The sequence below is a fragment of the Pseudomonas sp. NBRC 111133 genome (assembly GCF_001320605.1).
Lineage (GTDB): Bacteria > Pseudomonadota > Gammaproteobacteria > Pseudomonadales > Pseudomonadaceae > Aquipseudomonas > Aquipseudomonas monteilii.
Genome location: NZ_BCBJ01000084.1, coordinates 1 through 23,909 on the forward strand (window position 1 = coordinate 1; position 23,909 = coordinate 23,909).

Below are 23,909 nucleotides of genomic sequence, written 5' to 3' on the forward strand. Positions count from 1 at the left end.
CATGAACGCCGGGGTCTCCACGGTGCCACGAGGGAAGGTGATGCGACCACGACGGGCCTTGCCGTCGGTGGCCAGCAGTTCGAAGGACATTCGACAGGTGCGACTCATGCTTGATCCTCGGGGCCGCGCGGCGCCGGATTGCGGGTGATGAACATGGCATCACCGTAACTGAAGAAGCGGTACCCGTTCTCGACCGCCGCCGCGTAGGCAGCCATGGTCTCGGGGTAGCCGGCGAATGCCGAGACCAGCATCAGCAGCGTGGACTCCGGCAGGTGGAAGTTAGTGACCAGGGCGTCAACCACATGGAACGGCCGGCCCGGGTAGATGAAGATATCGGTGTCGCCGCTGAACGCCTTGAGCACGCCGTCACGCGCCGCGCTTTCCAGCGAACGCACACTGGTGGTGCCAACCGCGATCACCCGGCCGCCACGTGCGCGGCAGGCCTCGATGGCATCGACCACATCCTGGCCCACTTCGAGCCACTCTTTATGCATGTGGTGGTCTTCGATCTTGTCGACCCGCACCGGCTGGAAGGTACCCGCGCCCACGTGCAGGGTCACGAAGGCCCGCTCCACGCCTTTGGCGCCGATCTTTTCCAGCAGCGCCTCGTCGAAGTGCAGGCCCGCTGTGGGCGCTGCAACCGCACCGGCACGCTGGGCATACACGGTCTGGTAACGCTCACGGTCGGCACCCTCGTCCGGGCGGTCGATATAGGGCGGCAGCGGCATATGGCCGACGCGGTCGAGCAGTGGCAGCACCTCTTCGGTGAAACGCAGCTCGAACAGCGTGTCATGGCGCGCGACCATTTCGGCCTCGCCACCGCCATCGATGAGGATGACCGCGCCTTCTTTCGGCGCCTTGCTGGCACGTACATGGGCCAGCACCCGGTGGCTGTCGAGCACGCGCTCGACCAGCACTTCCAGCTTGCCGCCGGAGGCTTTCTGGCCAAACAACCGCGCCGGGATCACCCGAGTGTTGTTGAACACCATCAGGTCGCCGGGGCGCAGGTGGTCGAGCAAGTCGGGGAATTGCCGGTGCGACAGCGCGCCGGTTGGCCCATCGAGCACCAGCAGACGGCTGCCATGGCGCTCTGCCAACGGGTGGCGGGCGATCAGGGAATCAGGGAGTTCGAAGGAGAAATCGGCGACGCGCATGATGATGTTCGGTTCGGCAGGGCCAGGAAGTTTAGCCCAATGTGTGAAAATTGACCATGAAAGCCGATTGACCGACTAGCGGCAGCTCTCTATACTGCGCGCCACACGCCCTGATGGCGGAATTGGTAGACGCGGCGGATTCAAAATCCGTTTTCGAAAGGAGTGGGAGTTCGAGTCTCCCTCGGGGCACCAAGATCCGGAAAAAACCGACCTTATGGTCGGTTTTTTTTCGCCTGTTGATCGGCCATCAGCACAGCCGCCCTTCCTTCACCCAACAGAGGTTACACATAACGTAACTTTCTGTGCACCCTAACCGTTAGGGATCATGGTTGCCGCCCGCTCACGCTAGCCAGTATGAGTGGATGCAACGTCAGCATGAAGCTGTAGGCCAAGCGCTCTGGTCACCTTCAGGATGGTGGCGAAGCTTGGGTTCCCCTCGCCGGACAACGCCTTGTACAGGCTTTCACGCCCAAGCCCGGTATCACGGGCCAACTGAGCCATGCCTTTTGCACGCGCAATGGTGCCGAGCGCCTTGGCGATAAAAGCCGCATCATCACCCGCCTCTTCAATGCAAGCTTCGAGGTAAAGCGCCATGTCCTCGTCCGTCTTGAGGTGTTCGGCACTGTCCCATTTTTTCAACTTGACGTTACCCATGGGTACCTCCTAAAGCCGTCGTGCAATGTCGAGGGCGGTTTTGATGTCTTTTGATTGAGTGGACTTATCGCCACCCGCCAGCAGGATCACGATATCCTGGCCCATAGTGAATACGCATCTCGGAGACGCCCTCACCCACAGCTTGGCAATCACCGAAATTCCCTGCTTCGGCACGGTCGATGCGCGCCTGGATGCGCATCGCAGATCGCTTATAGCTAAGCTTGGAAAACCAAGCATCGAAATCATCGGTTGTGAGGATGGTCTTCACGGCTCAAATGTATTCCATGGGATACACAGTATGGGCCGACCATCCCCGTAGCGCAATCAACGAACGTTGCCAATCATGACCAAACCACCCCAACCTGTGCGTGCGTAGGCCTCAGAAATCCGCCCGCAGGGTAACGGTGTAATTACGCGGATCCCCGTAGTAGTTCGCCGCATACAGCCAACCGATGCTGGAGAAGTACTTCTTGTCGAACAGGTTGTTGCCGTTCAACGACACGCTGAAGTTTTTGTTGATCTGGTAAGCCACCCGAGCGTTCCAGATCGCATAACCGGCCTGTTCGATCTTCCCTACCCCGTCTGTCCCACCAAAGTTACCGTGGTAGTTGCGGCTCTGGATGTTGGCGCCAGCGCCAACGGTCCATGGGTCCAGTTCGCCAGGCAGGTTGTAGTCCGCCCAGAAGCGCAGCAGATGCTTGGGTGTGTAGGTGTTGAAGGTGCCTCCGGCCTGCGACTCGCCATCGGCCGGGTCGTTGCGGTACTCGGTGTGGGTGTAGGTGTAGCCGGCAAACAGCTGCATGCGGTCCAGCACTTCACCGCTGATCTCCGCATCGAAGCCCTGGGTGCGCACTTTGCCGCCGGCCACGTAGCAGTTTTCGCCACCGTCAGTACCGCACTCGGCGGCCTGGGCGCGGTTCTGCTGGTCTACCTGGAACAGCGCGAAGCTGGTATTCACGCGACCGTCGAACAGCTCACCTTTCAGGCCCAGCTCATAGTTGGCGCCTTCGATGGGCTTGAGCGGGGCGTTGTCCACGCTCAGCTCGGTCTGCGGCTTGAAGATGTCGGCGTAGCTCACGTAGGCCGACCACTGGTCGTTCAACGCGTAGATCAGGCCGCCATAAGGCGTGAACTCGCCACTTTCACGCGAGTGGGCCGGGGTTGGCGACACGCCATTGAAACGGTGCAGTTCATAGTCGTAGGTGTAGTTGCTGGTGCGCCCGCCCACTACCAGAGTCACAGGGTCGGCCAGCTTGTAGCGCGTGACCGCGTAAAGCCCGTTCTGGCGGATCTTGCCCTTGGAAGTGCCGGGGTAGGTGTTTGTAGTGCCGTTGCCCAGCAGTTGATCCTGGGTCGGGCGCTGTGGCGAGATAGGGTCGTAAATGTTCATCGGGCCCAGGTTCAGGAAACCGCCTTGCAGGTCGTCGGTCTGCAGGTCACTGGCGTTGGCGCCCACCACCACCTCGTGCTCCCGGCCAAAGGCACGCCACTTGCCGGTCAGGTTGATGTCCGCGCCCTTGTTGATGTTCTCGAAGTCGTACATGTAGGCACGCGAGCGCATGCCGTCGCCGGTGGCCGGGTCCACAGCGCCACGGCCGAAGCTGTAGAGGATGTAGTTGGTTTCGCGCATGTAGCTGCCAGAAGCCTTCAGGCGCCAGTCTTCGTTGAAGTCGTGGGTGACGTCGGCAAAGTAGGTGGTCTGCTTGTTGTCCCACGTGTTCCAGTCAGCACCGGTGTAGGTGGAACGGCTGACGTTCAAGGCGCTGCCATCCTTGTTGCGTGGCAGGCCGCTGAAGAACGGCGTTGAATGCAGGTCTTCAACACTGGCGCCCGCCGCTACCGTCGTCGCGTCGCTGAGGTCGTATTCAAGGATGCCGTAGAGCACGTTCTTGCGGCTTTCGGCAGTGTCGTAGAAATAGTTCTGGTCTTCGTGCCCGGCCACCACACGGCCACGAAGCGAGCCGTCGGCATTGAGCGGGGCGCCGGCATCGACGGTCTGACGATAGGTGTCCCAGGAGCCGGCGCTGGCAGTCACTGACAAGAACGGCTCGGCTTTCGGGCGTTTGCGCACCAGGTTGATGGCTGCGCCGGGGTTGCCGCTGCCTTGCAACAGGCCGTTGGCCCCGCGCAGGATTTCGACGCGGTCGTACAGCAGCGTGTCGGACGTGAAGCTGCTGCCGATAGCGTAATAGCGGCGGTCGAGTGGCACGCCGTCGTACTGGATGGTTTCCACCTCGAAACCACGGGAATAGATGTACTTGCCGCCGGACGGACTTTGCAGGGTGGTAATGCCCGTGGTCTTTTCCAGCACTTCATCCAGGGTATCGAGGCGCTGGTCATCCATGGCCTTGCGCGTGACCACGCTGACCGATTGTGGAATGTCCTTGAGGCGGTGGGTGCCCTTGCCAATGGTGACGGCGTTGGCGGTGTAGCTGCCTGAGCCCTCGGTGGTTGCGTCATCCTGGACACCATTGATGTTCAGCGGCTCCAGGTTCAAGGCGGCGCCGCCAGACGCTGCACTCAGGGGAACGGGTTGCAAGCCATAGACGTTGTTGCCCCGGCGCACGGCCTGCAAGCCGGTGCCGGCCAACAGGTGCTGCAAGCCTTCTTCGACACCATACTGGCCCTGCAACCCCGGGCTGGAGAGGCCACGGGTCAGCTCCGAGGTGTATTGCAGGGTAAACCCTCCTTCACTGGCAAACCGGGCAAGCACCTGAGCCAGGGAGCCAGACGCGATGCTGTAGGCCTGCGGCGCCTGCACAGGCGCAGCCAGGGCGTGCACGCCAACACCTTGCAGGGCGATGGCCAGGGCGCTCAGGGCGAGTATCCGACGATAGCTGGGCACGCGTGGTTGAACCATGGCGAGGCCGGTCGTGGCGACCGGTGAAGAAGAGCGGATCATTGAGAAGTTGTCCCTATTGTGTGTGGCAGTTCCACAGATAAGGACTGACGAGTTTCAAAAACGGGCCAATTCTCATTAACGTTTGCTGACAGTCACCCAGTAGCGGGTGCGGTAATCCACCTGCACCGCCAATGTGGCTGGCAGCGCGGCCAAAATGGCGTCAGTGTTTTTCAGCTGGAAAGCTCCGCTGATCAACAGATGCCCAACTTCAGGCTGGCAGCGTAGCCAGCCCGGTCGGTAGCGCCCCAGCTCGCTGAGGAATTCGCGCAGAGGCATCTCGTCGACCACAAGCTGGCCACGGGTCCACTGGCTGTCCTGCTCACGGGCTGCGACCAAGGCACCCTGCCCCGAGGCATCGAAGGTCAGCTGCTGGCCGGCCTCAAGGATTTGCACTGGCCCACGGGCAGGTGTCACCCGTACCGCCCCTTGGAACACGGCCAGTTGTGTCGTACCTTCGCGCTGGCGGACCATGAAGCGCGTACCCAGAGCCTCCATCAGGCCTTGCCCGGTAGCAACACGCAGTGGCCGGTAAACAGTGCTGTGGGCATCCGGCCCGCTGTCGACCAGCACCTCGCCACGGCGCAGGCTGATCAGCCGTTGATGCGCGTCGAAGTCCACGTCCACGGCGGTATCGGTGTTCATGTCCAGCAACGTGCCGTCAGCCAAGGTCATCTGTTCATGCTGACCAACGTCCGTGGCATAAGCCGTCTGCGGCACAAGCTGGCGATAACCCAAATAACCGAGCGGCGCGACGATGGCCAGTGCCAGCATCTGCTTCATCACCTGCCGGCGTTCACGGTTCAAGGTACCCATGGCCAGTTGCTGCGGCAGCATGCCCAACCGGGCCTGCACCCGAAGCGCCTTCTGCCAGGCCCGCTCATGCTCGGGCGCCGCCGCGCGCCAGCGGCTACAGGCAGCGCGCTGGGCCGGGCTGACGGCTTCGTCGAGCATCAGCATGTGCCAGTTGGCGGCTTGCCGGGCCACTTCCGGCGTGATGCGGGGTTGCTGGCTGGGCATCAGAAGTCTTCGTCGAACAGGATGCAAGCTTGTAGGGCATTGGCCATGTGCCGCTTGACCGTGCGCTCGCCAATGCCCAGGCGGCGGGCTACTTCGATGTAGGTCAGGCCCTCCAGTTGCACCAGCAGGAACACCGAGCGCACCACCGGCTTGAAGGTGTCGAGCAGTGCGTCCAGTTGCTGCAGGGTTTCGCGCATTTCCCACTGTTCTTCGGCAGACAGCGCGAACAACTCCGGCAATTGCGCGAGCATGTCCAGGTAGGCGCGCTCCAGTGACTGGCGGCGGAAATGGTCATGGACCAGCCGCCGGCTCACCGTTGCCAGGTAGGCCCGGGGGCGCTGCAGGCTCAGGCTGGCACCCGCCTTCTGCTGGGCCTGAAGGATCCGCAAGAAGGTGTCCTGAGCCAGGTCGGCGGCTTGTGCCGAACAGCCCAGCCGGCGGTATAGCCACTGCTTGAGCCATCCATTGTGCTCGGCATAGACCTGACTCAGATCGTCGTTAATCACGGGTATCCCTCCGGGCGAGGATGGCACCTTAGATGATAACGATTATCAGATCAATTATTCCTGTGCTGGCCCTATCGCCGTGACAAGTAAAAATTGACGGCACCCTAATGACTGCGGGGCCTCCAGCCATGCATGAAGCCTATTAGCCATGCTGTCTCCTACTACTTAAGCTGTCATTCATCGGATATATGCCGAAAGTATTGATAGCGTAATGGCACTTCGCCATAGTTGCGCTCCCTTTTCACCACGCACCGTGTGACCCATGAAAACAATCGCGCCCTGCATGGCGGCAATGATGCTGCTCAGTGGGTGCAACGGAGTGCCAACCTCGTACGTTTCCGATCCCGTCTACAGCCAGGCTTTCGTGGTCACCTCCGGTGCCCCGCTGCCCATGTTGCTGATGGCCAGTGCCATCCAGTGGAACGAGGATTACGCCGTAACCGCCAAACACACCCCCTTCCTGCGCAACGTGGTCCACGAGGGCCTCGGTGATGTGGTGTTCTTCAAGCACAAGGCCAGCAACGTGCCGGATTGGCGCCAGTATGTGCCTGGCGAAGCCGTGACGGCGGTGGGTTTCAACAGTTTCATGATGCCGATGCAGGGCAAGGGCCATGCGCTGCCGTCGCTGGTGCGGCTTGAAGGCACGCCAGGCAGCGTCTTCTATTCGGTGCACGACGGCCCGATCACCAAGGGCATGTCGGGCGGGCCTGTGTTCGCCGATGACGGCAAGGTGGTCGGCATCAATGTGGCCATCATCCCCACCAGCGAGATCGATGCCGGCAAGCGCCCGGACCTGGCTGGCAAGGAGCGGATCAGCGTGTTCATGTCGTTCAACGAGATCGACAAGGAATGGCGACGCTTTCAGTACCTGACGGCGCACAAGGGCAAGCCTCAGGCACCGGCTTCGGTCAAAGGCTATGTGGCGGTTGCTGCCAAGCCTTGAGCGGGTCGGGTTTTGTGGATGGAAAGCGGCTTATGATGTGAGGCTGATTGCCTCTTCGTGGGTAAACCCGCTCCTACAGGACCTGCGCAGGTCCTGTAGGAGCGGGTTTACCCGCGAGAGGCCCTGACAACCTGCGCAAGAAGGACCTGCCATGCACCTGACCCACCGCCCCGTCCAGCCAGACGACATCCCCGTCATCTGCAGCTTCCCGCAAAGCCCGGACGAACTGTTCTACCTGTTCCCCAAAGCCACCTACCCCCTCACCCCTGCCCAGTTGAGCGATGCCATCGCCCAGCGCAGCGGCTCCACGGTAGTGGAAGGCAACGGCAAGATCTTGGCCTTCGCCAACTTCTACAAGGCTGAACATGACGGAGTGTGCACCCTGGGCAACGTGGTCGTAGCGCCCAACGCCCGGGGTCACGGTTTAGCACGCTACCTGATTACCACCATGATCGCCCTCGCCCGCCAGCAATACACAGCCAGCGAAGTATGGGTGTCATGCTTCAATCACAACACCGCAGGTTTGCTGCTTTATCCGCAGTTGGGCTTTGTGCCGTTTGGAATCGAGGAACGGCAGGGGTGGGATGGCACGCGGGTGGCGCTGGTAAAGATGAAGCAGGTGCTGATTCAACCCGTTTGAATCAACGGGCTACCGCATGGGGCTGCACGAGAAGGTCTACCCCCAAGGCTCGAATGACCTTCAACACAGTGTCAAAACGAGGCTTTGCGCCTGGGCTGAGCGCCTTGTAGAGGCTTTCTCTGCCCAAACCACTCTCCGTGGCTATGTGTGTCATGCCTCGTGCACGCGCGATATGGCCGAGCGCTCGAATGATCTCTTCGGTATCGCCATCTGATAGCACCTGGCTAAGGTACTCACTGATGGCCTCATCGCTACTCAACAAAGCTGCCATATCAAACGGAATCAGTTTTTCGCTCATATCATCTCCTTCAGCAGCTTTCTTGATTTGAGAATATCGGCGACTTGAGTGGACTTGTCGCCGCCAACCAGCAGCAGAACCAATCTGTGCCCCTTTTGCGTGAAATAGACGCGATAGCCTGCACCTACGTCGATGCGAAGCTCACCTAGACCGCCTCCAAGCCACTTGAAGTCACCAAGGTTGCCTATCGCAACTCGCTCCAGCCTGCGACCTATCGCAAGCTTGGCTTTCAAATCCCTCAAGCTGGATAGCCAAACTGCAAAGCTCTCCGTCTGTTCAACAAGATACATCAAGTGGTGCCCCATCGTATCCGTATGGATACGCCCATTCAAGTGCTGAAGCGGACCACTTTGGCTGTGTTCAATTGCATTGGGAATTCAGGCACATCCCATGACGTCGTCAGATTTTTCGCGTCGCTGCAGTCGCAAAATCCCTTGCAACAATCAGCATTCGAACCTTCGAGGCCCCTCGACGTCCGATCCAGCATGCCCCCGCTTAGAGGTGCCCCCGCGTGAAAGACATCATCACCCGCAAGTTCCGCCTGGTCGTGAAGACCATCGGCTACATCGGCTGGTCGCTGTTCTGGCTGCTGATCTGGGATGTGCTGGTCACCATCGATTTCATGCTGTTCTTCAACAGCAAGTTCACCCTGCCGCTGATCCCCCTGACCTTGCTGGGCTCGGCGCTGGTAGTGCTGGTGAGTTTTCGCAACAGCAGCGCCTACAACCGTTGGTGGGAAGCTCGCACGTTGTGGGGGGCGCTGGTGAACAGTTCGCGTAGCTTCGCAAGGCAGACGCTAAACCTGATCGATGACCCGGCTGATGGCCTGAACCCGGTCAAGGCCACCCTGCTGCGCCGGCACATCGCCTATGTGAACTGCCTGGCTGCACACTTGAAGGGTGAGAGCTGCCCGGATGAACTGATGGCCTTCATCCCGCCGGCAGAGTTCGAACGGCGCAACCGCTCGAACAACTTTGCCAATGACATTCTCGGTGGCTCGGCGGCCTTGCTGGCGCGGGAATACCAGGCCGGGCGGCTGGACAGCATTCGCCTGGCGCGGCTGGAATCGACGCTGGTGGACCTGTCCAATGCCCAAGGCGGTATGGAGCGCATCGCCAATACACCGCTGCCCTACCCTTACGTGTATTTTCCGCGACTGTTCATCACCCTGTTCTGCCTGATCGTGCCAGTAGGGCTGGTGGAGTCGCTGGGCTGGTTCACGCCGCTGGCTTCGACCGTGGTGGGGTTCATGTTGCTGGCCATCGAGCGGATCGGCACGGATTTGCAGAGCCCGTTCAAGTTCAGTGAGCACCAGATCCAGATGGACACCATTTGCGAGACGATCGAGCGGAACCTGGAGTCGATGCAACGGGAAGCACAGTGTGGGGAGCTCGCTTAGGCCCGCACATAGCGCTGGCGCAACACATCACTCAACGTATCCACCAGCAACACCAGCACCAGCATGCCCAGGATCACCGTGCTGGCCTGGGCCTCCTGGAACAGGCTCAACGTGGTGTACAGCATCTGCCCCAAGCCGCCCGCCCCGACGAAGCCCAGCACACTGGCCATACGGATATTGTTTTCCCAGCGGTACAAACTGTAGGCCAGCAACTGCGGCCACACGTTGGGCAAGGTACCAAAACAGAACGCGGCCACCTGGCTGCCGCCCTGCAAGCGAATCGCTGCCGCTGGCTCCGGCGGCGCATTCTCCAGCGCCTCGGCAAACAAGCGCCCCAGAACACCAGCGGTGTGCAGCGCCAACGCGAGGGTGCCGGCATTGGGCCCAAGACCGGCCGCCAGGACTGTCAGCGCAGCCCACACCAGTTCCGGAATGGCGCGCAGGGCATTCAGCAGCAACCGCGCCGCGCCCTGCAATGGCCAACCGAATCGCCCTGCCGCCGGCAGTGCCAGCAACATCCCCATGACCATCGCCAACAAGGTGCCCAGGCCAGACATGGCCAGCGTCTCCAGCGCCCCATGCCACACGGCCTTCAGGTGCCCGGCAGACAGGTCCGGGTGCAGGAAACGCCCGGCGTACTCACCCATCTGCCCCAGCCCACCGTTGCCGACCAGTGCTTGCAGGTCCAACTCCAGGTATGCGAACGAGGCCAACACCGCCAACACGATGGCGCCCAGCAGCAACAGGTTGATGACCCGGTTCATGCCAGCCTCCAGCGCAGCAGGCGGCTGAGCAAGTCGGCCAGCATCACCAGCAGCAGGAAGGTGAGCAACATGCTGGCCACTTCCGCCCCGGCAAACATCCGCATCGACAGGTCAATCTGCTGCCCAAGGCCCCCCGCTCCCACAAACCCCATCACCACCGAGGCTCGCACCGCGCACTCCCAGCGGTAAACGGTGTAGGACACCACTTCGGACGCCGCATTGGGCAGAATGCCGTAGAGAAACGCCGTCAGCCGGCCACTGCCCGCCTGCAACAAGGCATGGGCCGGGCGCTGGTCAACCGACTCGAAGATTTCGGCGTAGACCTTGCCCAGCATACCGCTGTAGGTAATGGCGATGGCCAACACACCCGCCGTCGGCCCCAGCCCCACGGCCCGCACGAACAACAGCGCCCAGACAATTTCCGGCACGCTGCGCAGGAAAATCAGCAACCCGCGCACCGGCAGGCGCAGCAGACGCGACCAAAGCCCTGCACGCCCACCACGGGAGGCAGCACGCAACGACAAGGCGCGACTGGCCAACAGCCCCGCCGGGACGGCCAGCAGCAACGCCAACGCCATGCCGGCGGTGGCCACGGCCAGGGTCTGTAGCGTGGCTTCATACAGCAACACGAGAAAATCGGCATCGTGCGCAGGTGGCCAGAAGGCGCTGGTGAAAGTGGCGATCTGCTGTCGGTTCTCTGCCTGCAGCAGCACCCCGGGGTTCAGTTCGCTCAACTGGATACCCGGCCACAGTATCGCCACGCCCAGCAAGGCCAGCAGCAGCCGCGGCAGCAGGGCCGGGTCGCGGGTGTCGGCCCTCAGCATCGCGGGATCTGCACCGTCAGAATCGGCCCCTGGCTTGGCGGCGAAGCCAGTTGTTCATTCGCGTACAGCGCCTCCAGCATGTGTTCGTTGACCGCTTCTGCCGGGCAATCAAACACTACCTGGCCCTCGCGGATACCAACCACCCGGGGGAAATGCGCCAGCGCCAACTCCACCGCATGCAGGCTCGCCACCAGTGTCACGCCGTTGGCCTGGGCATGGCGGTTGAGCAAGGCCAGGCTGTGGTCGGCCAGCACAGGGTCCATGGCCGACACCGGCTCGTCGGTCAGCAGCACCTGTGGCCGCTGGTAAAGGGCCCGGGCAATACCCACCCGCTGCAACTGGCCACCCGACAACTGCCCGCACTGCACGAACAGCTTGTCGGCCAGGCCCAGCTCTGCAAGCACCTGGCGCGCCCCCGGCACATCACTGGGGTACAGCAGGTTGAGCAAGCCACGCGTTACCCCCCACTGCCCCAGTCGGCCGGCCAATACTGCCGTCACCACCCGTTGGCGCGGTGGCAAGGGCGGTGCCTGATGCACCAGGCCGACCCGCGCCCGAAGGCGCTGGCGTGCCCTGGCGGACAACGCCCAGGGCTGCTCACCAAGCAACTCCACGCGCCCGCTGCTGGGCTGGATGGCCGTAGCCATCAGGTGCAGCAAGCTCGACTTGCCCGCCCCCGACGGCCCAATGATCGCGACGCGCTCGCCCTGCGCGATGCGCAAGCTGATTGCGTCAAGCGCGCGTACCTGGCCATGGCGCAGGCCGGCACCGTGCAGGTGGATTGCCACGTTCGAAGCAGTCACTTGAGCAGGCCAGCCTCACGCGCAGCTTGCTCGGTGCCTACATAGTTTTCAGGCTTAGTCTCGATGAAGCGGCTGGCGGCCTGCAGGTCGAGGATGGCCTTGTGCTCCGGCTTGGCCGGGTCGAGGTCGAGGAACGCTTTTTTGATCTTTTCTTTCAGCGCCGGTGCCATGTTGCCGCGCACGGTCCAGTTGTAGTCGAAGTAGGTCGGGGTAGTGGCGAACACTTTCACCTTGGCGGTATCGACCTTGCCGGCATCCACCAGTTTCTGCCACACACTGGCATTGAGCACGCCGCCATCGACTTTGCCCGCCTGCACCCAGGCCACGGTAGCGTCATGGGCGCCAGAGTAGGCCACACGGCTGAAGTACTCTTCAGGCTTGATGTTGTCCTGCTTGAGCATGAAGTAACGCGGCATCAGGCTGCCCGAGGTAGACGAGATGGAGCCGAAGGCGAACGACTTGCCCTTGAGGTCGGCCAGGCTTTTCACGTCGGGGTTGGCGGTGATGAACTTGGAGGTGAACTGCGCGTCCTGCTCACGCTGCACCAGTGGCGTGGCGGTCGGATCCTTCAGGTGCACCTGAACGAACGTGAAGCCTCCCAGCCAGGCCAGGTCCAGCCGGTCGGCGGCCAGCGACTCGACCACAGCCGGGTAATCGGCCACCGGTACGAACTTCACGTCCATGCCCAGTTGCTTGGCCAGGTACTCGCCCAACGGCTTGAACTTGCGCTGCAACTCGGTGGGTGCTTCGTCGGGGATGGCGCTGACTCGCAACACTTCAGCAGCCTGGACGACAACGGCACAGCAAGACAGCACAAGGCCGGCGGCGAGCGCCAAGGGGCGTTTGAGCATGGGTGTTCTCCGGTTCAATAGCGGGGAAATGCCGACAAATCCGTCGACTCCAAGGATTATAAGAGGCCAAGGCCCAAAGGCCAGCTTTGCTACAATCGCGCAACAATCTGACCTGCCGAGGTGCGTATGAGCGAGCCGATTCGCCTGACCCAGTACAGCCATGGTGCCGGCTGTGGCTGCAAGATTTCCCCCAAGGTGCTGGATGTGATCCTTGCCGAAAGCGGCACCCAGGCCCTGGACCCGAAGCTGTGGGTTGGCAACGCCTCGCGCGACGACGCTGCCGTGTATGCACTGGACGACGAGCGCGGCGTGGTCTCGACCACCGACTTTTTCATGCCGATTGTCGATGACCCGTACGACTTCGGCCGCATCGCCGCCACCAACGCCATCAGCGACATCTACGCCATGGGCGGCGACCCGCTGATGGCGATTGCCATTTTGGGCTGGCCGGTCAATGTGCTGCCACCGGAAGTGGCCCGCGAAGTGATTCGTGGCGGCCGTGCGGTGTGCGCCGAAGCCGGCATTCCGCTGGCTGGCGGCCACTCCATCGACGCCCCCGAACCCATCTTCGGCCTGGCCGTCACTGGCGTGGTCAGCAAGCGCCACCTCAAGCGCAACGACACCGCCACTGCCGGCTGCCAACTGTACCTGACCAAACCCCTGGGCATCGGCATCCTTACCACAGCCGAGAAAAAGGCCAAGTTGCGTGCACAGGACCAGGGCCTGGCCCGAGACTGGATGTGCACCCTCAATACCCCCGGCAGCCGCTTCGGCAAACTCGATGGGGTGAAGGCCATGACCGACGTCACCGGCTTTGGCCTGCTCGGCCACATGGTGGAACTGGCCGAAGGCAGCGGCCTTACCGCGCACCTGGACTACGCCGCCGTACCGCGACTGCCCAGCGTCGAGCATTACTTGGCCGAAGGTTGCATCCCCGGCGGCACGCTGCGTAACTTCGAAAGCTACGGCCACAAACTCGGCGCACTCAGCGACGAGCAGAAACACCTGCTGTGCGACCCGCAAACCAGCGGCGGCCTGCTGGTAGCGGTCAGCCCTGAAGGTGAAGACGCGTTCCTGGCAGTCGCTGCCGAACTGGGCCTGCAACTGTCGCCAATCGGCAAGCTGGTCGAACGACAGAGCCACGCGGTCGAGGTGATCTGATGCGCCCCGACTGCACCGATTTCCGCCAGCTGTTTCTCGACGACGTGCCGATGATGGATATGCGGGCACCCGTCGAGTTTTCCAAAGGCGCCTTTCCGGGCGTAGTCAATTTGCCGCTGATGAATGATCAGGAACGGCAGAAGGTCGGCACCTGCTTCAAGCAGCAGGGCCAGACAGCTGCCATCGCCCTTGGCCACCAACTGGTCAGCGGCACCACTAGGCAGGCTCGGCTGGACGCCTGGGTGGCGTTTACCCAGGCCCACCCCGAAGGCTACCTGTACTGCTTCCGTGGCGGCCTGCGTTCGCAGATCGTGCAGGGCTGGTTGCGTGATGAAGCGGGCATCCAGTACCCGCGCGTCAAGGGCGGTTACAAGGCCATGCGGACCTTCTTGCTGGAAACCACCCAACAGGCGGTGGCGCAGTGCGATTTTGTGCTGCTGGGCGGCCTTACCGGTACTGGCAAGACCGACGTGCTGCATCAGCTGGATAACGTGCTGGACCTGGAAGGCCATGCCAACCATCGCGGCTCCAGCTTCGGCAAACGCGCCACCGCGCAGCCGGCGCAGATCGACTTCGAAAACCAGCTGGCCATCGACGTACTGAAGAAACGCGACCGAGGCATTGAACAGTTCGTACTGGAAGATGAAGGCCGCATTGTCGGCAGTTGCACCGTGCCGCTGGAGCTGTACCAGGGCATGCAGCAATACCCGCTGGTGTGGCTGGAAGACAGTTTTGCCAACCGCGTTGAGCGCATCTTGCGTGATTACGTGGTCAACCTGAGTGCCGAGTTCACCGCTGTGCATGGCGAGGAAGAAGGCCGCCGGTTGTTTGCCGAACGCATGCTGCAAAGCATGGCCAACATCTGCAAGCGCTTGGGTGGCGAGCGATATCAGCGGTTGTCGACACTGCTGGCCCAGGCGCTGGAAGAACAGCAGCGCAGCGGCGCGGTGGAGTTGCACCGGGGCTGGATCGAAGGCTTGTTGAACGAGTATTACGACCCGATGTATGCCTACCAGCGTGCGGCGAAGGCTGAGCGTATCGAGTTTGCCGGGGATGCCTTGGAAGTGCGCGAGTACCTCAAGGCCCGGGCGCTACGCGAGTGTCATCCTTGAGACCGCATCGCCTTCTTCGCGGGTAAACCCGCGAAGAGGCCGGTAAAGACAACCTCACTGCCCCGGGCTAAACACCCGCTCCAGCTCCGCCGCCCGGTCGCGGGTCATGGCCATCACACACGTCCCACCTTCCAACTGCGCCAGGGTCCCGCCACTGGCCTGCACATGGAACTGGCAATTGCCATCGCGGTAGGCCATCCACTTGCGCTGCACATCACGCAAGCTTTTCTGCTGCCCAGTCTCCAGCTTGCCCATCAACTGTTTGTACACCAGGTTCAAACGCTGGTCCTGCACCTGTGTTTCAGCCTGGATGCATGCACTCATGGCCACCGTGCTGGAGGCCTTGTCCATGCACTGCCCGTAGGCCGGCGTGTAGTCGTCCGCCACTGCCAATGGCAGCACACAAGCCAGTGCCAGGCCTGTCAGATAATGTTTGGTCATGCGCCCCCTCCTTGTGGGTATCAAAGCGTCTGCGGCTGCTCTGGTGGCATCAGTACGTTGCCCGGCTCGAAGCGCAACGATGGCATCTGCGTTGCCGCGTAAAGCGTCACAGCCAACGCTGCGATCAACGCTACATCAAGCCAGCTCCAACCCGGCATGTCGTTGGCGCTGCGTGCCTTACAGCAATGCCAGGCCTGGCCTACACAAAACACCACCATCGCCGCCAGCCACAGGTAAAAACCGGCGCCAAAGCCGGTCCGCTCATGGAACGCGTAGCTCTGGTTGTCCGGCAAGCGGTCTATTCCGAAACTGCTGGCGGCCAGGTACACAGCTGCCAACCCGGCCAGCAAGGCCAGTCTGCGAAACCGCCGATGGGCAAGGATGGCCAGGGCCAGCAGCGGGTTGGCAAACCATTGGAACAGCCCGAAGGCCATGCCCCATGGCCCGTACAGCAGCATCTGCAGGGCCGGCATGTGGCGCTCGCCGCTCATCAGCGCACCATCGAAAAACAGGGCGAGTACGTACAGCAGCAAGCTGATGCTCAGGTAGAAAACGGGCAAGGGATGTACCTGGTGGAAGCGGAACAGGCTACGACCTTAACCCAGCCCCTGCCCCGCTTCCAGACCCTCAATAGGTGCCCCGCCGTGGTGCTCGCTGTACAGCTGTTCAAGCGGGTACGGACTCGGTGAGTCGGCTACGAGCATGGGGCACCGGGGCACAAGTGAGAATTGCTCCCGAATAGTATCTATTCGCCAGACTATGCAACAGGCGGTTCCAGCAGCAGGCCGTAGAGACCCGAGTCGGACAACTCGCCGGCCACGCACCAGCGTGCCCGCAGCGTGCCTTCCAGCACGAAACCCTGGCGCTCCAGGGTGCGTGCCGAGCCTTGGTTGCGTGGGTCGATTTCGCCTTCAAGGCGGCGCATGTGCAGGGTGTGGGCGAGGTAGTCGATGAAGCAGGTCAATGCCTCGTCCATGTAGCCCCTGCCCTGCACCGCGCTGGCCAGGCAGTAGCCGATTTCGCCACGGCGGGAGACATCGTCGATGTTGAAAAGCTGCACCATGCCGATGAGTTCGCCGTTGTCGCGGCGGTACATACCGAGCTTGAGCTGGTCGCCATTGGCATAGGCTTCTCGGTCGGCGGCCAAGGCGCTTTCGGCTTCGGCCAGGTCTTGCCAGGGGGCATGGTGCCAATAACGCATGACCTCGGGGTCGGCCATGATCGCCAGCCATTGCGCGGCATCGGCATGGCGCATGGGGCGCAAGTGCAGACGCGGGCTGTCGAGGCAGAGGTCACTGGGGAAACTGCGGGGTGGGGTCACGCCGGATCTCCTGTCCATTGCTGGGGAGATGACAGTTTAACGTCAAGCGCAGGGTTCGGGCATCCCGGGGCTGCCGCGCAGCCCATCGCGACACAAGGCCGCTCTACAGAGAGCGTGCCAGCTTTCTCAGAGAGAGTACTTCTGCAGGTTCGCCATCATCTGCTGCAGCGCCTGCAGGCTGTCCTGCGGGTGCACGGCGCCGTCAAAGTCACCAATCCGCGCCCAGTTTTCCGCTACCTGCTCCGGGGTAAAGCCTTCGCGCGGATCAAATCCTACCCCCAGGCTGCGCTCCCAGCGCACTTTGCCCACCCAGCCGCCACCCACCTCGAACAGTTCGCCCGTGCCCTGGCACTGCTCGCTACCCAGGTACACCACCAGCGGGCTGACCAGTTCCGGCTTGAGCCGCTCGAAGACCTGAGGCGGGATCAGCCCTTCGGTCATGCGGGTGCCGCCGGTAGGGGCGATGGCGTTCACCAGAATGCCGTGCTTGCGCCCTTCGATTGCCAACGTGCGGGTCAGCCCGTACAAGCCAAGCTTGGCCATGCCGTAGTTGGCCTGGCCGAAATTGCCGTAGATACCAGAGGTGGAGGCGGTGAAGATCACCCGCCCCCAGTTCTGCTCGCGCAGGTGTGGCCAGGCGGCACGGGTGACCTTGAAGGCCCCTTCCACATGCACCTGATAAACTTGCTCCCAGTCGCTGTCGTCCATCTTGTGGAACGTCTTGTCGCGCAGGATGCCGGCATTGTTCACCAGCACATCGACCCGACCGAAGCTGTCCAGCGCCTGTTCGACGATGCGTGCGCCCTGGCTGACCGAGTCATGGTTGGCGATGGCGGTGCCACCGGCGGCGCGGATCTCTTCTACCACCCGGTCGGCGGCCGAGGCGCTGGCACCTTCACCATGGGTAGAGCCGCCGAGGTCATTGACCACGACCCTGGCACCCCGCGCGGCGAACAGCAGCGCATGGGCGCGGCCCAGCCCACCGCCGGCTCCGGTGACGATCACCACGCGATCTTGCAGACGGACAGGCTCGCTCATGCTCATGGCTCCAGGCAGGTTCAGGTCAGCCAAGTGTCCGCCGCCAGCGGCAGACGGACAATCAAGCTCACGCAGGCTGAATGCCTGGCAATAACGCAGGGCGATGAGGCCCGGTCAGGACCACGCCACTTTCTGCGGGTAATAGCTCAGCGGCTGTTCCCGAAAAGCCAAGTAGTGGCGCAGGACCTGCACAGGCGCCTCGGTGTGCGGGTAATGGCCGATGCCCTGCAACTGCACGGTATCCGGCTCCGGCACCAGTTGCCGATAACGCTCCAGCATGTGCCCGCCGGAAAGTGGGTCAACCACGCCATTGATGAAGCGCAGGGGTACGCCTTTGCGCTGCATCGCCCCGACCCAGCGTTCGCGATGCAACCTGCGCTCGGGCATGTAGCTCACCAGCTTGTGCAGGATGCGCGTGCCCCGGTTGGCGGCGATCAGGCTCCAGAAATCATCCAGCGCACTTTCGCTGGGGTGGGTGCAGGGGCCGTAGACCTGGGTCACGTTGCGCACCAGGTCGTCACGCCCGAACGAGCGCCCGACCAGCCAGCCGAACCGGCTAAGCAGCAGTTTCTGGATCAGCAGCATGCGGCAGCTTTCGGGGAACAGGCCGCTGTTCGTGATGCCGCGCCAGCAGTTCCTGGGCCACGCTGCCGCCGTAGTCATGAGCCAACAGGTGCACAGGCTGGTCGACCTGCAAGTGGCCGAGCAAGGCCTGCTGCAGGTCGGCTTGCTCCATCAGGCTGTACGCGTGATCGACCGGCTTGGCCGAGTCGCCAAAACCGAGCATGTCGCAAGCGATCACCCGAAAGCGTTGGGTCAAAGGCCCCCACAGGTAGTGCCAGTCCCAGCTGGCCGTGGGGAAGCCGTGTAACAGAAGCAGGGGCTCTCCTTGCCCTGCGGTCCAGTAGCGGATGCTCTGGCCCCGGAAGTTGAAGCTTTGTCCCCGGGTACGCCAGACGCACAATGGAATTTCGGCCATAGGCATCAGAAGTAACCCGGTGAAGTGATAGGGACGGGATAGGGCAAGGCTGCGGTCATTGCATGTCACCTCGGCACATACATGTGCTCTCTGTGTCGAGGCAAAGTCTAGCCAGCAGCACACTGGCTGGAACTTGCGTTGCCAGCCAGCTTGATGACTGTGCGAGTCAGTGGCACGAACGGTCAGAGCAACAGGGCCAGCAACGGTGCCGCGAACAGGTTCAGCAAGCCGGTCAACACCATGACCAGGCCGGCCACCGAGCCTTCCTCGCGGCCCACCTCCTGCGCCCGGCTGACCCCGGCACCATGCGCACCGACACCAAAAAGCGCCCCCCGTGCCAGCGGCGTGCGCAACGGCAACCAACGCAGCAGCACGCCGCCGAACATGGCGCCGAGCACGCCGGTGAACATCACGAACACCGCTGTCAGCTCTGGCACGCCGCCCAGGTCATGGGCCAACGGCATGGCAAACGGTGTGGTAATCGAACGCGGCACCAGCGACAGGCTGGTCGCGCTGTCCAGCGCCAGCAGGTGCGCCAGCCCCCAGGAACTGGCGATCGAGGCACTGCTGCCAGCGACCATGCCCACCATCAGCGCCGGCCAATGGCGCGCCAACATCGCCCGCTGCTGCCAGATGGGCACCGCGAAGGCGACGGTCACCGGGCCAAGCACGCTCATCAACCAATGGGTATTGCGCGCATATTCGGCATACGCGGTGTGCAGCGGCACCGCCACCGCCAGCAACAGCACCGGTACCAGGATCAACGGCGACAGCAGGTAGCGCCCGCTGCGCCGGTACAGCCAACGGCTGCCCAGGTAGGCCAGCAAGGTCAGGGCCAGCCAGAACAGCGGCATGGGTTCAAGGCTCATGGCGCAACCTCCAGCGGCACACCAGTTCCACGGTGAGCGCGGTCACCACCATGACCATCAGCGTGCTAACGCCGATCACCAGCAAGATGCGCCAGCCCTCCTCACGGATCAGCGAGCCGTAGTCCAGCAGGCTCATCAACGCCGGAATGAAGAACAGCAGCATCTCGGCCATCAGCCAGCCGGCGCCCAGTTGCAGCATGGCCGGCTTGAGCACACCGGACGCGAACAGTATCAGCAGCAGCGCCAGGCCCATCACGCCGCCGGGGATCGGCCAATCCAACCAGGTGGCAAGCTGGCCTCCCAGCAGAAACAAGGCATAAAGAGTTGCCAGCTCGACAAGCAGGCGCAGGGCTTTTTTCAACAATGCGGGTTTCATGGCGGGGGTTCCTCGACAGGCCCTCATTTTAAGATTTGGCTGCCTAGGCCAGAAGCGAATTGTTAGACTGATCGCCATTCCAGAATGGAATTCAGAGCATGGAATTCAAACAGCTGCGCAGTTTTTTCGAAGTGGTCCACCGCGGTGGTTTTACCCAGGCCGCGCAAACCCTGCACATCAGTCAATCGGCCGTGAGCAAGCAGGTGGCGCAGCTGGAGCAAGATGTGGGCCAGCCGCTGCTGGAGCGCCAGGCCTCCCAGCTGCACCTGACAGCGGCCGGGCGCATTGTGCTGGAGCGCGGCGAAGCCCTGCTGCGCCAGCGCCAGGCGCTGCTCAACGAACTGGACGACCTCAGCCAGATGGAGCGCGGCGAACTGCGCCTGGGCTTGCCGATGTTGGGCAGTGACGCCTTGTTCGCCGGGCTTTTTGCCGAGTACCGGCGACGTCACCCGAACATCGCGATTCAGTTGCTGGAAGGCGGTAGCCGCAGTGTCGAACAGGCGGTCAAGAGTGGCGAGCTGGAACTGGGTGGTAGCCTGACACCCAGCGACGAGGCGTTCGACTACCAGCCATTCTGCAACGAGCCATTGGATGCCCTGTTGCCGACGGGGCATTCATTGGCGAGCCTGGACGGGGTGGACCTGGGGCAACTGGCCGATACGCCGTTCCTGTTGTATCAACGCAGCTTTGTGCTCAACGACCGGCTGCTGAAGGCGTGCCAGCAACAGGGCTTTACCCCGAAGGAAGGCGGCCGCAGTGGCCAGGCGGATTTTTTGGCGGCGTTGGTGGCGGCAGGCCAGGGTGTGGTGTTGCTGCCCCGTGTGGTGGCAAAAGCGCTGGAGCGCCCTGGGGTGGTGCGCTTGCCGCTACGTTCGCCGGCGGATTTGCGCTGGGACATCGCCTTTATCTGGCGGCGTGGGGCCTACCTGTCACGGGCGGCGAAGGCGTGGTTGGCATTGTTGCGCGAGTGCCCGGTACCTGGCTGCAAGTAATGTGTTGGCCTTGCTGGCCTCTTCGCGGGTTTACCCGCGAAAGGGCCAGTACAGCAATAATGATATGTCAGTCTTTCAGCGCTTGAGCCAATTCAGCCAACCAAGGCTCGGCATCCGCCTCTGGGGTCACTGTCTCGCTGGCATCCAGCCGCAACATCGGCTGCACTTCGCGCACGCCCAATTCGGCAAACAGCTCGCGCATCTGCTCGCCACCGCCGCAATAGGTATCACCGTAGCTGGAGTCACCCAGTGCAATCACCGCCCCCGGTAGACCACGCCAGGCCGCAGGCAAGGTATCGCGAAGGGTGCTGTACAGTGGCATGAGGTTGTCCGGCAATTCACCCATGCCGGTGGTCGAGGTCACGGCAAGCAAGGCATCGGGGGCAAAACCTTCAAGGTCATGCTGGGTGGCACGTGCCGCATGCCAGGCCTCCAGGCCCGCTGCCTTGAGCAGCGTTTCAGCGTGACGGGCGACTTCTTCGGCGGTGCCATAGACCGATCCGGAAATAATGGCGACTTTCATCGGGTAGAGGATTCCGAAACTGAGTAAAAACGTAGGATACTAGCATCCGGCGCTGGCAAAAGGCCGCCTCTACCAAAGTCTCCGTCCTCAGCCCCTCTTTGCCCAATGGCCCGAACATGATCAATGCGCAATTGCTGCAATCGATGGTCGATGCGTCCAATGACGGGATCGTGGTTGCCGAACAGGAAGGCGACGACACCATCCTGATCTACGTGAACGCCGCCTTCGAACGCCTGACCGGCTACAGCCGCGATGAAGTCCTCTATCAGGATTGCCGCTTTCTGCAGGCGGACGACCGTGACCAGCTTGGCCGCGCACGTATCCGCAGGGCCTTGGCCGAAGGCCGCCCCTGCCGCGAAGTGCTGCGCAATTACCGCAAGGATGGCAGCGCCTTCTGGAACGAGCTGTCGATTACCCCGGTAAGGCACGCTGCGGATCAGCGCACCTACTTCATCGGTATCCAGAAAGACGTCAGCCGCCAGGTCGAACTGGAACGGCAACTGGCGGAACTGTGCGCTCGTCCGAAACCCGACGAACGCGCTTGAACCAAGTACGCCATGCACGGTCAATCCCGATGAAGAAATCGCCACCACCGAGTTCGATCATGCAAGCAGACGCCCTCCTGACCCAGGCCGAGCTGGATTTCATCCAGAACATGCAGCATTCGCCACAATTGAACCTGGCCGACTCCATGTCGAGCCTGCTGGTCAATGGCGACCGCCGCATCCAGAGCCTGCTCACCCGGCTGGTGGCGAACGAACAGGTTACCTTGCAGGCCCAGTTCAACAACCAACAGATCAGCTTCCCCCTGCAATTGGTGGAGGACGAGTTCCACGCCCTGCACCTGCAACTGGGTTCACCGGAAATCTACGAAGACGGCCCCATGCTGCGCCCTTGGCGCCTGTCGATGGACCAGCCGAGCGCACTGCTCGGTGCCCATGACGAGATCAGCGGCCTGTGGGTGCGTGATATTTCCTTCAAAGGTGTGCTGCTGGAAGTCCGTGACCTGCCCTCGCCACCCGCCCGCTTCGAACTGCGCTTCGCCCCCGGCGGCATCAGCCCGATCGAACTGCACGGCATACTGGGCCGGCGCATTGGCCCGGACCTGGCGGCCTATGACCTCAGCCAAAGCCCGGCCGAAGAAATCGAGCGTCTGCGCGACTACATCCTCCAGGCCCACCGCCGGGCCCACCCCGACCTGCACACTCAGGTATCTAGCTGACCTGCCAGAAACTGCCGCAGCCGCTGGCGCATGACACTACCCTGCGCTCCCAGGCAGGCGATAGCACTGCCAGCCAGGCTGGCCTGTGCCACTTCCGCCGCCTCACCGGCCAGTAACAACGGGCAGTCCAATACCGCCGCTAGGCGAGCCAAGTGCCGGATGAGTGCTGCGGTAAGCGGCTGATGGGAAAACAACACCAGGGCATCCGGCTTCAGGCGTTCGCAAACCAGCGCCAGCTCCTGCAGTGGCTGCCCGCTCGCCAACGGGGTCACACCTGTTTCGTCGCTGCCCAGGATCAGGCTGGTGACCAGCAGCTCAAGCTCATGGCACTGCCCCGGTAATGGCGCCAACAGCACGCTGCGGCTACGCGGCACATGGGCAAGCTGCAAACGAGCGAACACCCGGCCGCGCAAGAACTGGTCAAAGAACAGCCATTCACTGGCCTGCCCATAGCCGCCCTGGCGGACGGCCATGTCGTGCCACACAGGCATGAACACTTCGCTGAAAACGTGGTCCAGGGTGCTGGCGGCAAACACCTCCTGGAAAAGCAGATCAAGGCCCGCCATGTCGAAACGCTGCACCGCCAGGCGGATCTGGTGCTGCCAGCGTAGCCAGGCGTCCGTCGCATCACCGGCCTGGTCGGCAAGGGCATGGCCACGCGCAAGAATACTGCCCACTTTGCTGACCGCCACACCGCGCTCCAGCCACCCGAGGATACGGCGGATTTCATCGATATCGGCCTGGGAATACAGGCGGTGGCCACTGTCGGTACGGATTGGCTGGATCAGGCCATAACGACGCTCCCAGGCCCGCAGGGTCACAGCGTTGACACCGGTCAGACGGGAAACTTCACGAATTGGAAACAGCTCCTTCTGTCCGAAACTCGCATCGATCACCGGATTACGTCGCTGTTCGTTCATCTGCAAGGGGTACCCTGAGTGCGGAAGTTGAACGGGTATTCTACTGCGACGGCACGCGCCGCAGGGTGCAACCGTTTGCCGGATGACATTTGCCGCAGATCGCACATGCGCGATAATCCGCGCCCGATTCTTGCATGCACGCCTGTGTCGCCCACCACCCCGGGCCACACAGCCAAAGGGGCCAGCTACCCGCCAGCCCC

The 23,909-nt window shown here is 62.3% G+C and carries 28 protein-coding genes, 1 tRNA gene and 2 pseudogenes; 9 read left to right on the forward strand and 22 right to left on the reverse strand.

Annotation, left to right across the window (positions count from 1 at the left end):
- Together APH36_RS32765 and queA are read right to left on the reverse strand one after the other, a co-directional pair.
- Positions 1–90, reverse strand: a 90-nt coding sequence (locus APH36_RS32765) for a hypothetical protein (RefSeq protein ID WP_256219293.1), incomplete at its 3' end; no start/stop codon positions are given.
- Positions 91–104: 14 nt separating this feature from the next.
- The gene (gene queA / locus APH36_RS19845; protein ID WP_060499943.1) at positions 105–1,154 is read right to left on the reverse strand and encodes a tRNA preQ1(34) S-adenosylmethionine ribosyltransferase-isomerase QueA; all 1,050 of its coding nucleotides are present in this window, start codon (positions 1,152–1,154) and stop codon (positions 105–107) included.
- Between the two features lie 107 nt (positions 1,155–1,261).
- Between queA and APH36_RS19850 the strand changes: the two genes are divergently transcribed.
- Positions 1,262–1,346: transfer RNA gene (locus APH36_RS19850), tRNA-Leu, on the forward strand.
- A gap of 153 nt (positions 1,347–1,499) precedes the next feature.
- Here APH36_RS19850 and APH36_RS19855 read toward each other — a convergent pair.
- The 5 genes and pseudogenes from APH36_RS19855 to APH36_RS19875 all read right to left on the reverse strand — a co-directional run bounded on the left by APH36_RS19855 (position 1,500) and on the right by APH36_RS19875 (position 6,233).
- Complete coding sequence (locus APH36_RS19855; protein ID WP_060499944.1) at positions 1,500–1,808, reverse strand: addiction module antidote protein; 309 nt, start codon at positions 1,806–1,808, stop codon at positions 1,500–1,502.
- A 9-nt stretch (positions 1,809–1,817) separates the two neighbouring features.
- Positions 1,818–2,076, reverse strand: a pseudogene (locus APH36_RS19860) (type II toxin-antitoxin system RelE/ParE family toxin).
- 111 nt (positions 2,077–2,187) lie between these two features.
- Positions 2,188–4,668 (reverse strand): TonB-dependent receptor, encoded by a 2,481-nt coding sequence (locus APH36_RS19865; protein WP_225521444.1) that lies wholly within the window; start codon positions 4,666–4,668, stop codon positions 2,188–2,190.
- A 117-nt stretch (positions 4,669–4,785) separates the two neighbouring features.
- Positions 4,786–5,727 carry a FecR domain-containing protein gene (locus tag APH36_RS19870; RefSeq protein WP_060499946.1) on the reverse strand — a complete coding sequence of 314 codons (942 nt, stop codon included), beginning with the start codon at positions 5,725–5,727 and terminating at the stop codon, positions 4,786–4,788.
- The gene (locus APH36_RS19875; RefSeq protein WP_060499947.1) at positions 5,727–6,233 is read right to left on the reverse strand and encodes a sigma-70 family RNA polymerase sigma factor; all 507 of its coding nucleotides are present in this window, start codon (positions 6,231–6,233) and stop codon (positions 5,727–5,729) included. The genes APH36_RS19870 and APH36_RS19875 overlap by 1 nt, the downstream gene beginning before the upstream one ends.
- Positions 6,234–6,528: 295 nt before the next feature.
- Between APH36_RS19875 and APH36_RS19880 the strand changes: the two genes are divergently transcribed.
- The gene (locus APH36_RS19880; protein ID WP_060499948.1) at positions 6,529–7,176 is read left to right on the forward strand and encodes a trypsin-like peptidase domain-containing protein; all 648 of its coding nucleotides are present in this window, start codon (positions 6,529–6,531) and stop codon (positions 7,174–7,176) included.
- 151 nt (positions 7,177–7,327) lie between these two features.
- Entirely contained in the window at positions 7,328–7,816 is a 489-nt protein-coding gene (locus tag APH36_RS19885; protein ID WP_060499949.1) for a GNAT family N-acetyltransferase, read from the forward strand.
- 1 nt (position 7,817) lies between these two features.
- Here APH36_RS19885 and APH36_RS19890 read toward each other — a convergent pair whose 3' ends face one another.
- Positions 7,818–8,114, reverse strand: coding sequence for an addiction module antidote protein (locus tag APH36_RS19890; RefSeq protein WP_060499950.1), 297 nt, complete (start codon positions 8,112–8,114; stop codon positions 7,818–7,820).
- A complete protein-coding gene (locus APH36_RS19895; RefSeq protein WP_082426425.1) occupies positions 8,111–8,404 on the reverse strand; it encodes a type II toxin-antitoxin system RelE/ParE family toxin in 294 nt (97 codons plus the stop codon). The genes APH36_RS19890 and APH36_RS19895 overlap by 4 nt, the downstream gene beginning before the upstream one ends.
- A 221-nt stretch (positions 8,405–8,625) precedes the next feature.
- Between APH36_RS19895 and APH36_RS19900 the strand changes: the two genes are divergently transcribed.
- Positions 8,626–9,513 carry a bestrophin family protein gene (locus APH36_RS19900; protein ID WP_060499951.1) on the forward strand — a complete coding sequence of 296 codons (888 nt, stop codon included), beginning with the start codon at positions 8,626–8,628 and terminating at the stop codon, positions 9,511–9,513.
- Here the strand turns inward: APH36_RS19900 and phnE are convergent.
- The 4 genes from phnE to APH36_RS19920 are packed head-to-tail and all read right to left on the reverse strand — an operon-like array spanning position 9,510 to position 12,755.
- Positions 9,510–10,277: a phosphonate ABC transporter, permease protein PhnE gene (gene phnE / locus APH36_RS19905; protein ID WP_060499952.1), complete on the reverse strand. Its 768-nt coding sequence runs from the start codon at positions 10,275–10,277 to the stop codon at positions 9,510–9,512. The two genes, APH36_RS19900 and phnE, sit on opposite strands and share 4 nt — an antisense overlap.
- Positions 10,274–11,101 carry an ABC transporter permease gene (locus APH36_RS19910; RefSeq protein WP_060499953.1) on the reverse strand — a complete coding sequence of 276 codons (828 nt, stop codon included), beginning with the start codon at positions 11,099–11,101 and terminating at the stop codon, positions 10,274–10,276. Before APH36_RS19910 ends, phnE begins: the two co-directional genes overlap by 4 nt.
- Positions 11,095–11,904 (reverse strand): phosphonate ABC transporter ATP-binding protein, encoded by an 810-nt coding sequence (locus tag APH36_RS19915; RefSeq protein ID WP_060499954.1) that lies wholly within the window; start codon positions 11,902–11,904, stop codon positions 11,095–11,097. Before APH36_RS19915 ends, APH36_RS19910 begins: the two co-directional genes overlap by 7 nt.
- The gene (locus APH36_RS19920) at positions 11,901–12,755 is read right to left on the reverse strand and encodes a putative selenate ABC transporter substrate-binding protein (protein ID WP_060499955.1); all 855 of its coding nucleotides are present in this window, start codon (positions 12,753–12,755) and stop codon (positions 11,901–11,903) included. The genes APH36_RS19915 and APH36_RS19920 overlap by 4 nt, the downstream gene beginning before the upstream one ends.
- A gap of 126 nt (positions 12,756–12,881) precedes the next feature.
- On the opposite strand from APH36_RS19920, the gene selD reads away from it, so the two are divergent.
- Positions 12,882–13,916 carry a selenide, water dikinase SelD gene (selD, locus tag APH36_RS19925; RefSeq protein WP_060499956.1) on the forward strand — a complete coding sequence of 345 codons (1,035 nt, stop codon included), beginning with the start codon at positions 12,882–12,884 and terminating at the stop codon, positions 13,914–13,916.
- Positions 13,916–15,028 (forward strand): tRNA 2-selenouridine(34) synthase MnmH, encoded by a 1,113-nt coding sequence (mnmH, locus tag APH36_RS19930; protein ID WP_060499957.1) that lies wholly within the window; start codon positions 13,916–13,918, stop codon positions 15,026–15,028. Before selD ends, mnmH begins: the two co-directional genes overlap by 1 nt.
- A gap of 54 nt (positions 15,029–15,082) precedes the next feature.
- On the opposite strand, the gene APH36_RS19935 is transcribed toward mnmH, so the two are convergent.
- The 7 genes and pseudogenes from APH36_RS19935 to APH36_RS19965 form a co-directional block, all read right to left on the reverse strand.
- Positions 15,083–15,469 carry a lysozyme inhibitor LprI family protein gene (locus APH36_RS19935; RefSeq protein WP_060499958.1) on the reverse strand — a complete coding sequence of 129 codons (387 nt, stop codon included), beginning with the start codon at positions 15,467–15,469 and terminating at the stop codon, positions 15,083–15,085.
- 20 nt (positions 15,470–15,489) lie between these two features.
- Entirely contained in the window at positions 15,490–16,029 is a 540-nt protein-coding gene (locus tag APH36_RS19940) for a hypothetical protein (protein WP_060499959.1), read from the reverse strand.
- A gap of 197 nt (positions 16,030–16,226) precedes the next feature.
- Positions 16,227–16,790, reverse strand: coding sequence for a GNAT family N-acetyltransferase (locus APH36_RS19945; RefSeq protein ID WP_016713234.1), 564 nt, complete (start codon positions 16,788–16,790; stop codon positions 16,227–16,229).
- Positions 16,791–16,916: 126 nt separating this feature from the next.
- Positions 16,917–17,828 carry an SDR family oxidoreductase gene (locus APH36_RS19950; protein WP_060499960.1) on the reverse strand — a complete coding sequence of 304 codons (912 nt, stop codon included), beginning with the start codon at positions 17,826–17,828 and terminating at the stop codon, positions 16,917–16,919.
- 114 nt (positions 17,829–17,942) lie between these two features.
- A pseudogene (locus APH36_RS19955) lies at positions 17,943–18,813 on the reverse strand (alpha/beta fold hydrolase).
- Positions 18,814–18,989: 176 nt separating this feature from the next.
- Positions 18,990–19,676 (reverse strand): LrgB family protein, encoded by a 687-nt coding sequence (locus tag APH36_RS19960; protein ID WP_016713477.1) that lies wholly within the window; start codon positions 19,674–19,676, stop codon positions 18,990–18,992.
- Entirely contained in the window at positions 19,666–20,052 is a 387-nt protein-coding gene (locus APH36_RS19965) for a CidA/LrgA family protein (protein WP_060499961.1), read from the reverse strand. Before APH36_RS19965 ends, APH36_RS19960 begins: the two co-directional genes overlap by 11 nt.
- 98 nt (positions 20,053–20,150) lie before the next feature.
- Between APH36_RS19965 and APH36_RS19970 the strand changes: the two genes are divergently transcribed.
- Positions 20,151–21,044 carry a LysR family transcriptional regulator gene (locus tag APH36_RS19970; RefSeq protein WP_060499962.1) on the forward strand — a complete coding sequence of 298 codons (894 nt, stop codon included), beginning with the start codon at positions 20,151–20,153 and terminating at the stop codon, positions 21,042–21,044.
- A gap of 67 nt (positions 21,045–21,111) precedes the next feature.
- On the opposite strand, the gene APH36_RS19975 is transcribed toward APH36_RS19970, so the two are convergent.
- A complete protein-coding gene (locus tag APH36_RS19975; RefSeq protein WP_060499963.1) occupies positions 21,112–21,567 on the reverse strand; it encodes a flavodoxin in 456 nt (151 codons plus the stop codon).
- 116 nt (positions 21,568–21,683) lie between these two features.
- Between APH36_RS19975 and APH36_RS19980 the strand changes: the two genes are divergently transcribed.
- Positions 21,684–22,112 (forward strand): PAS domain S-box protein, encoded by a 429-nt coding sequence (locus tag APH36_RS19980; protein WP_060499964.1) that lies wholly within the window; start codon positions 21,684–21,686, stop codon positions 22,110–22,112.
- Positions 22,113–22,171: 59 nt separating this feature from the next.
- Positions 22,172–22,789: a hypothetical protein gene (locus tag APH36_RS19985; protein ID WP_060499965.1), complete on the forward strand. Its 618-nt coding sequence runs from the start codon at positions 22,172–22,174 to the stop codon at positions 22,787–22,789.
- On the opposite strand, the gene APH36_RS19990 is transcribed toward APH36_RS19985, so the two are convergent.
- Complete coding sequence (locus APH36_RS19990) at positions 22,774–23,709, reverse strand: MerR family transcriptional regulator (RefSeq protein ID WP_060499966.1); 936 nt, start codon at positions 23,707–23,709, stop codon at positions 22,774–22,776. The genes APH36_RS19985 and APH36_RS19990 overlap by 16 nt on opposite strands.
- Between the last annotated feature and the right edge of the window lie 200 nt (positions 23,710–23,909).

What these genes read in the sequence shown, in the direction of transcription:
- APH36_RS19990 (WP_060499966.1), bottom strand. Translation starts at nt 23,709, where the DNA reads ATGAACGAACAGCGACGTAATCCGGTGATCGATGCGAGTTTCGGACAG.
- APH36_RS19980 (WP_060499964.1), top strand. Translation starts at nt 21,684, where the DNA reads ATGATCAATGCGCAATTGCTGCAATCGATGGTCGATGCGTCCAATGAC.
- APH36_RS19855 (WP_060499944.1), bottom strand. Translation starts at nt 1,808, where the DNA reads ATGGGTAACGTCAAGTTGAAAAAATGGGACAGTGCCGAACACCTCAAG.
- APH36_RS19870 (WP_060499946.1), bottom strand. Translation starts at nt 5,727, where the DNA reads ATGCCCAGCCAGCAACCCCGCATCACGCCGGAAGTGGCCCGGCAAGCC.
- APH36_RS19970 (WP_060499962.1), top strand. Translation starts at nt 20,151, where the DNA reads ATGGAATTCAAACAGCTGCGCAGTTTTTTCGAAGTGGTCCACCGCGGT.
- queA (WP_060499943.1), bottom strand. Translation starts at nt 1,154, where the DNA reads ATGCGCGTCGCCGATTTCTCCTTCGAACTCCCTGATTCCCTGATCGCC.
- APH36_RS19935 (WP_060499958.1), bottom strand. Translation starts at nt 15,469, where the DNA reads ATGACCAAACATTATCTGACAGGCCTGGCACTGGCTTGTGTGCTGCCA.
- APH36_RS19880 (WP_060499948.1), top strand. Translation starts at nt 6,529, where the DNA reads ATGCTGCTCAGTGGGTGCAACGGAGTGCCAACCTCGTACGTTTCCGAT.
- APH36_RS19920 (WP_060499955.1), bottom strand. Translation starts at nt 12,755, where the DNA reads ATGCTCAAACGCCCCTTGGCGCTCGCCGCCGGCCTTGTGCTGTCTTGC.
- phnE (WP_060499952.1), bottom strand. Translation starts at nt 10,277, where the DNA reads ATGAACCGGGTCATCAACCTGTTGCTGCTGGGCGCCATCGTGTTGGCG.
- APH36_RS19975 (WP_060499963.1), bottom strand. Translation starts at nt 21,567, where the DNA reads ATGAAAGTCGCCATTATTTCCGGATCGGTCTATGGCACCGCCGAAGAA.
- APH36_RS19890 (WP_060499950.1), bottom strand. Translation starts at nt 8,114, where the DNA reads ATGAGCGAAAAACTGATTCCGTTTGATATGGCAGCTTTGTTGAGTAGC.
- APH36_RS19950 (WP_060499960.1), bottom strand. Translation starts at nt 17,828, where the DNA reads ATGAGCGAGCCTGTCCGTCTGCAAGATCGCGTGGTGATCGTCACCGGA.
- mnmH (WP_060499957.1), top strand. Translation starts at nt 13,916, where the DNA reads ATGCGCCCCGACTGCACCGATTTCCGCCAGCTGTTTCTCGACGACGTG.
- APH36_RS19910 (WP_060499953.1), bottom strand. Translation starts at nt 11,101, where the DNA reads ATGCTGAGGGCCGACACCCGCGACCCGGCCCTGCTGCCGCGGCTGCTG.
- APH36_RS19885 (WP_060499949.1), top strand. Translation starts at nt 7,328, where the DNA reads ATGCACCTGACCCACCGCCCCGTCCAGCCAGACGACATCCCCGTCATC.
- APH36_RS19865 (WP_225521444.1), bottom strand. Translation starts at nt 4,668, where the DNA reads ATGGTTCAACCACGCGTGCCCAGCTATCGTCGGATACTCGCCCTGAGC.
- APH36_RS19985 (WP_060499965.1), top strand. Translation starts at nt 22,172, where the DNA reads ATGCAAGCAGACGCCCTCCTGACCCAGGCCGAGCTGGATTTCATCCAG.
- selD (WP_060499956.1), top strand. Translation starts at nt 12,882, where the DNA reads ATGAGCGAGCCGATTCGCCTGACCCAGTACAGCCATGGTGCCGGCTGT.
- APH36_RS19960 (WP_016713477.1), bottom strand. Translation starts at nt 19,676, where the DNA reads ATGAGCCTTGAACCCATGCCGCTGTTCTGGCTGGCCCTGACCTTGCTG.
- APH36_RS19895 (WP_082426425.1), bottom strand. Translation starts at nt 8,404, where the DNA reads ATGTATCTTGTTGAACAGACGGAGAGCTTTGCAGTTTGGCTATCCAGC.
- APH36_RS19965 (WP_060499961.1), bottom strand. Translation starts at nt 20,052, where the DNA reads ATGAAACCCGCATTGTTGAAAAAAGCCCTGCGCCTGCTTGTCGAGCTG.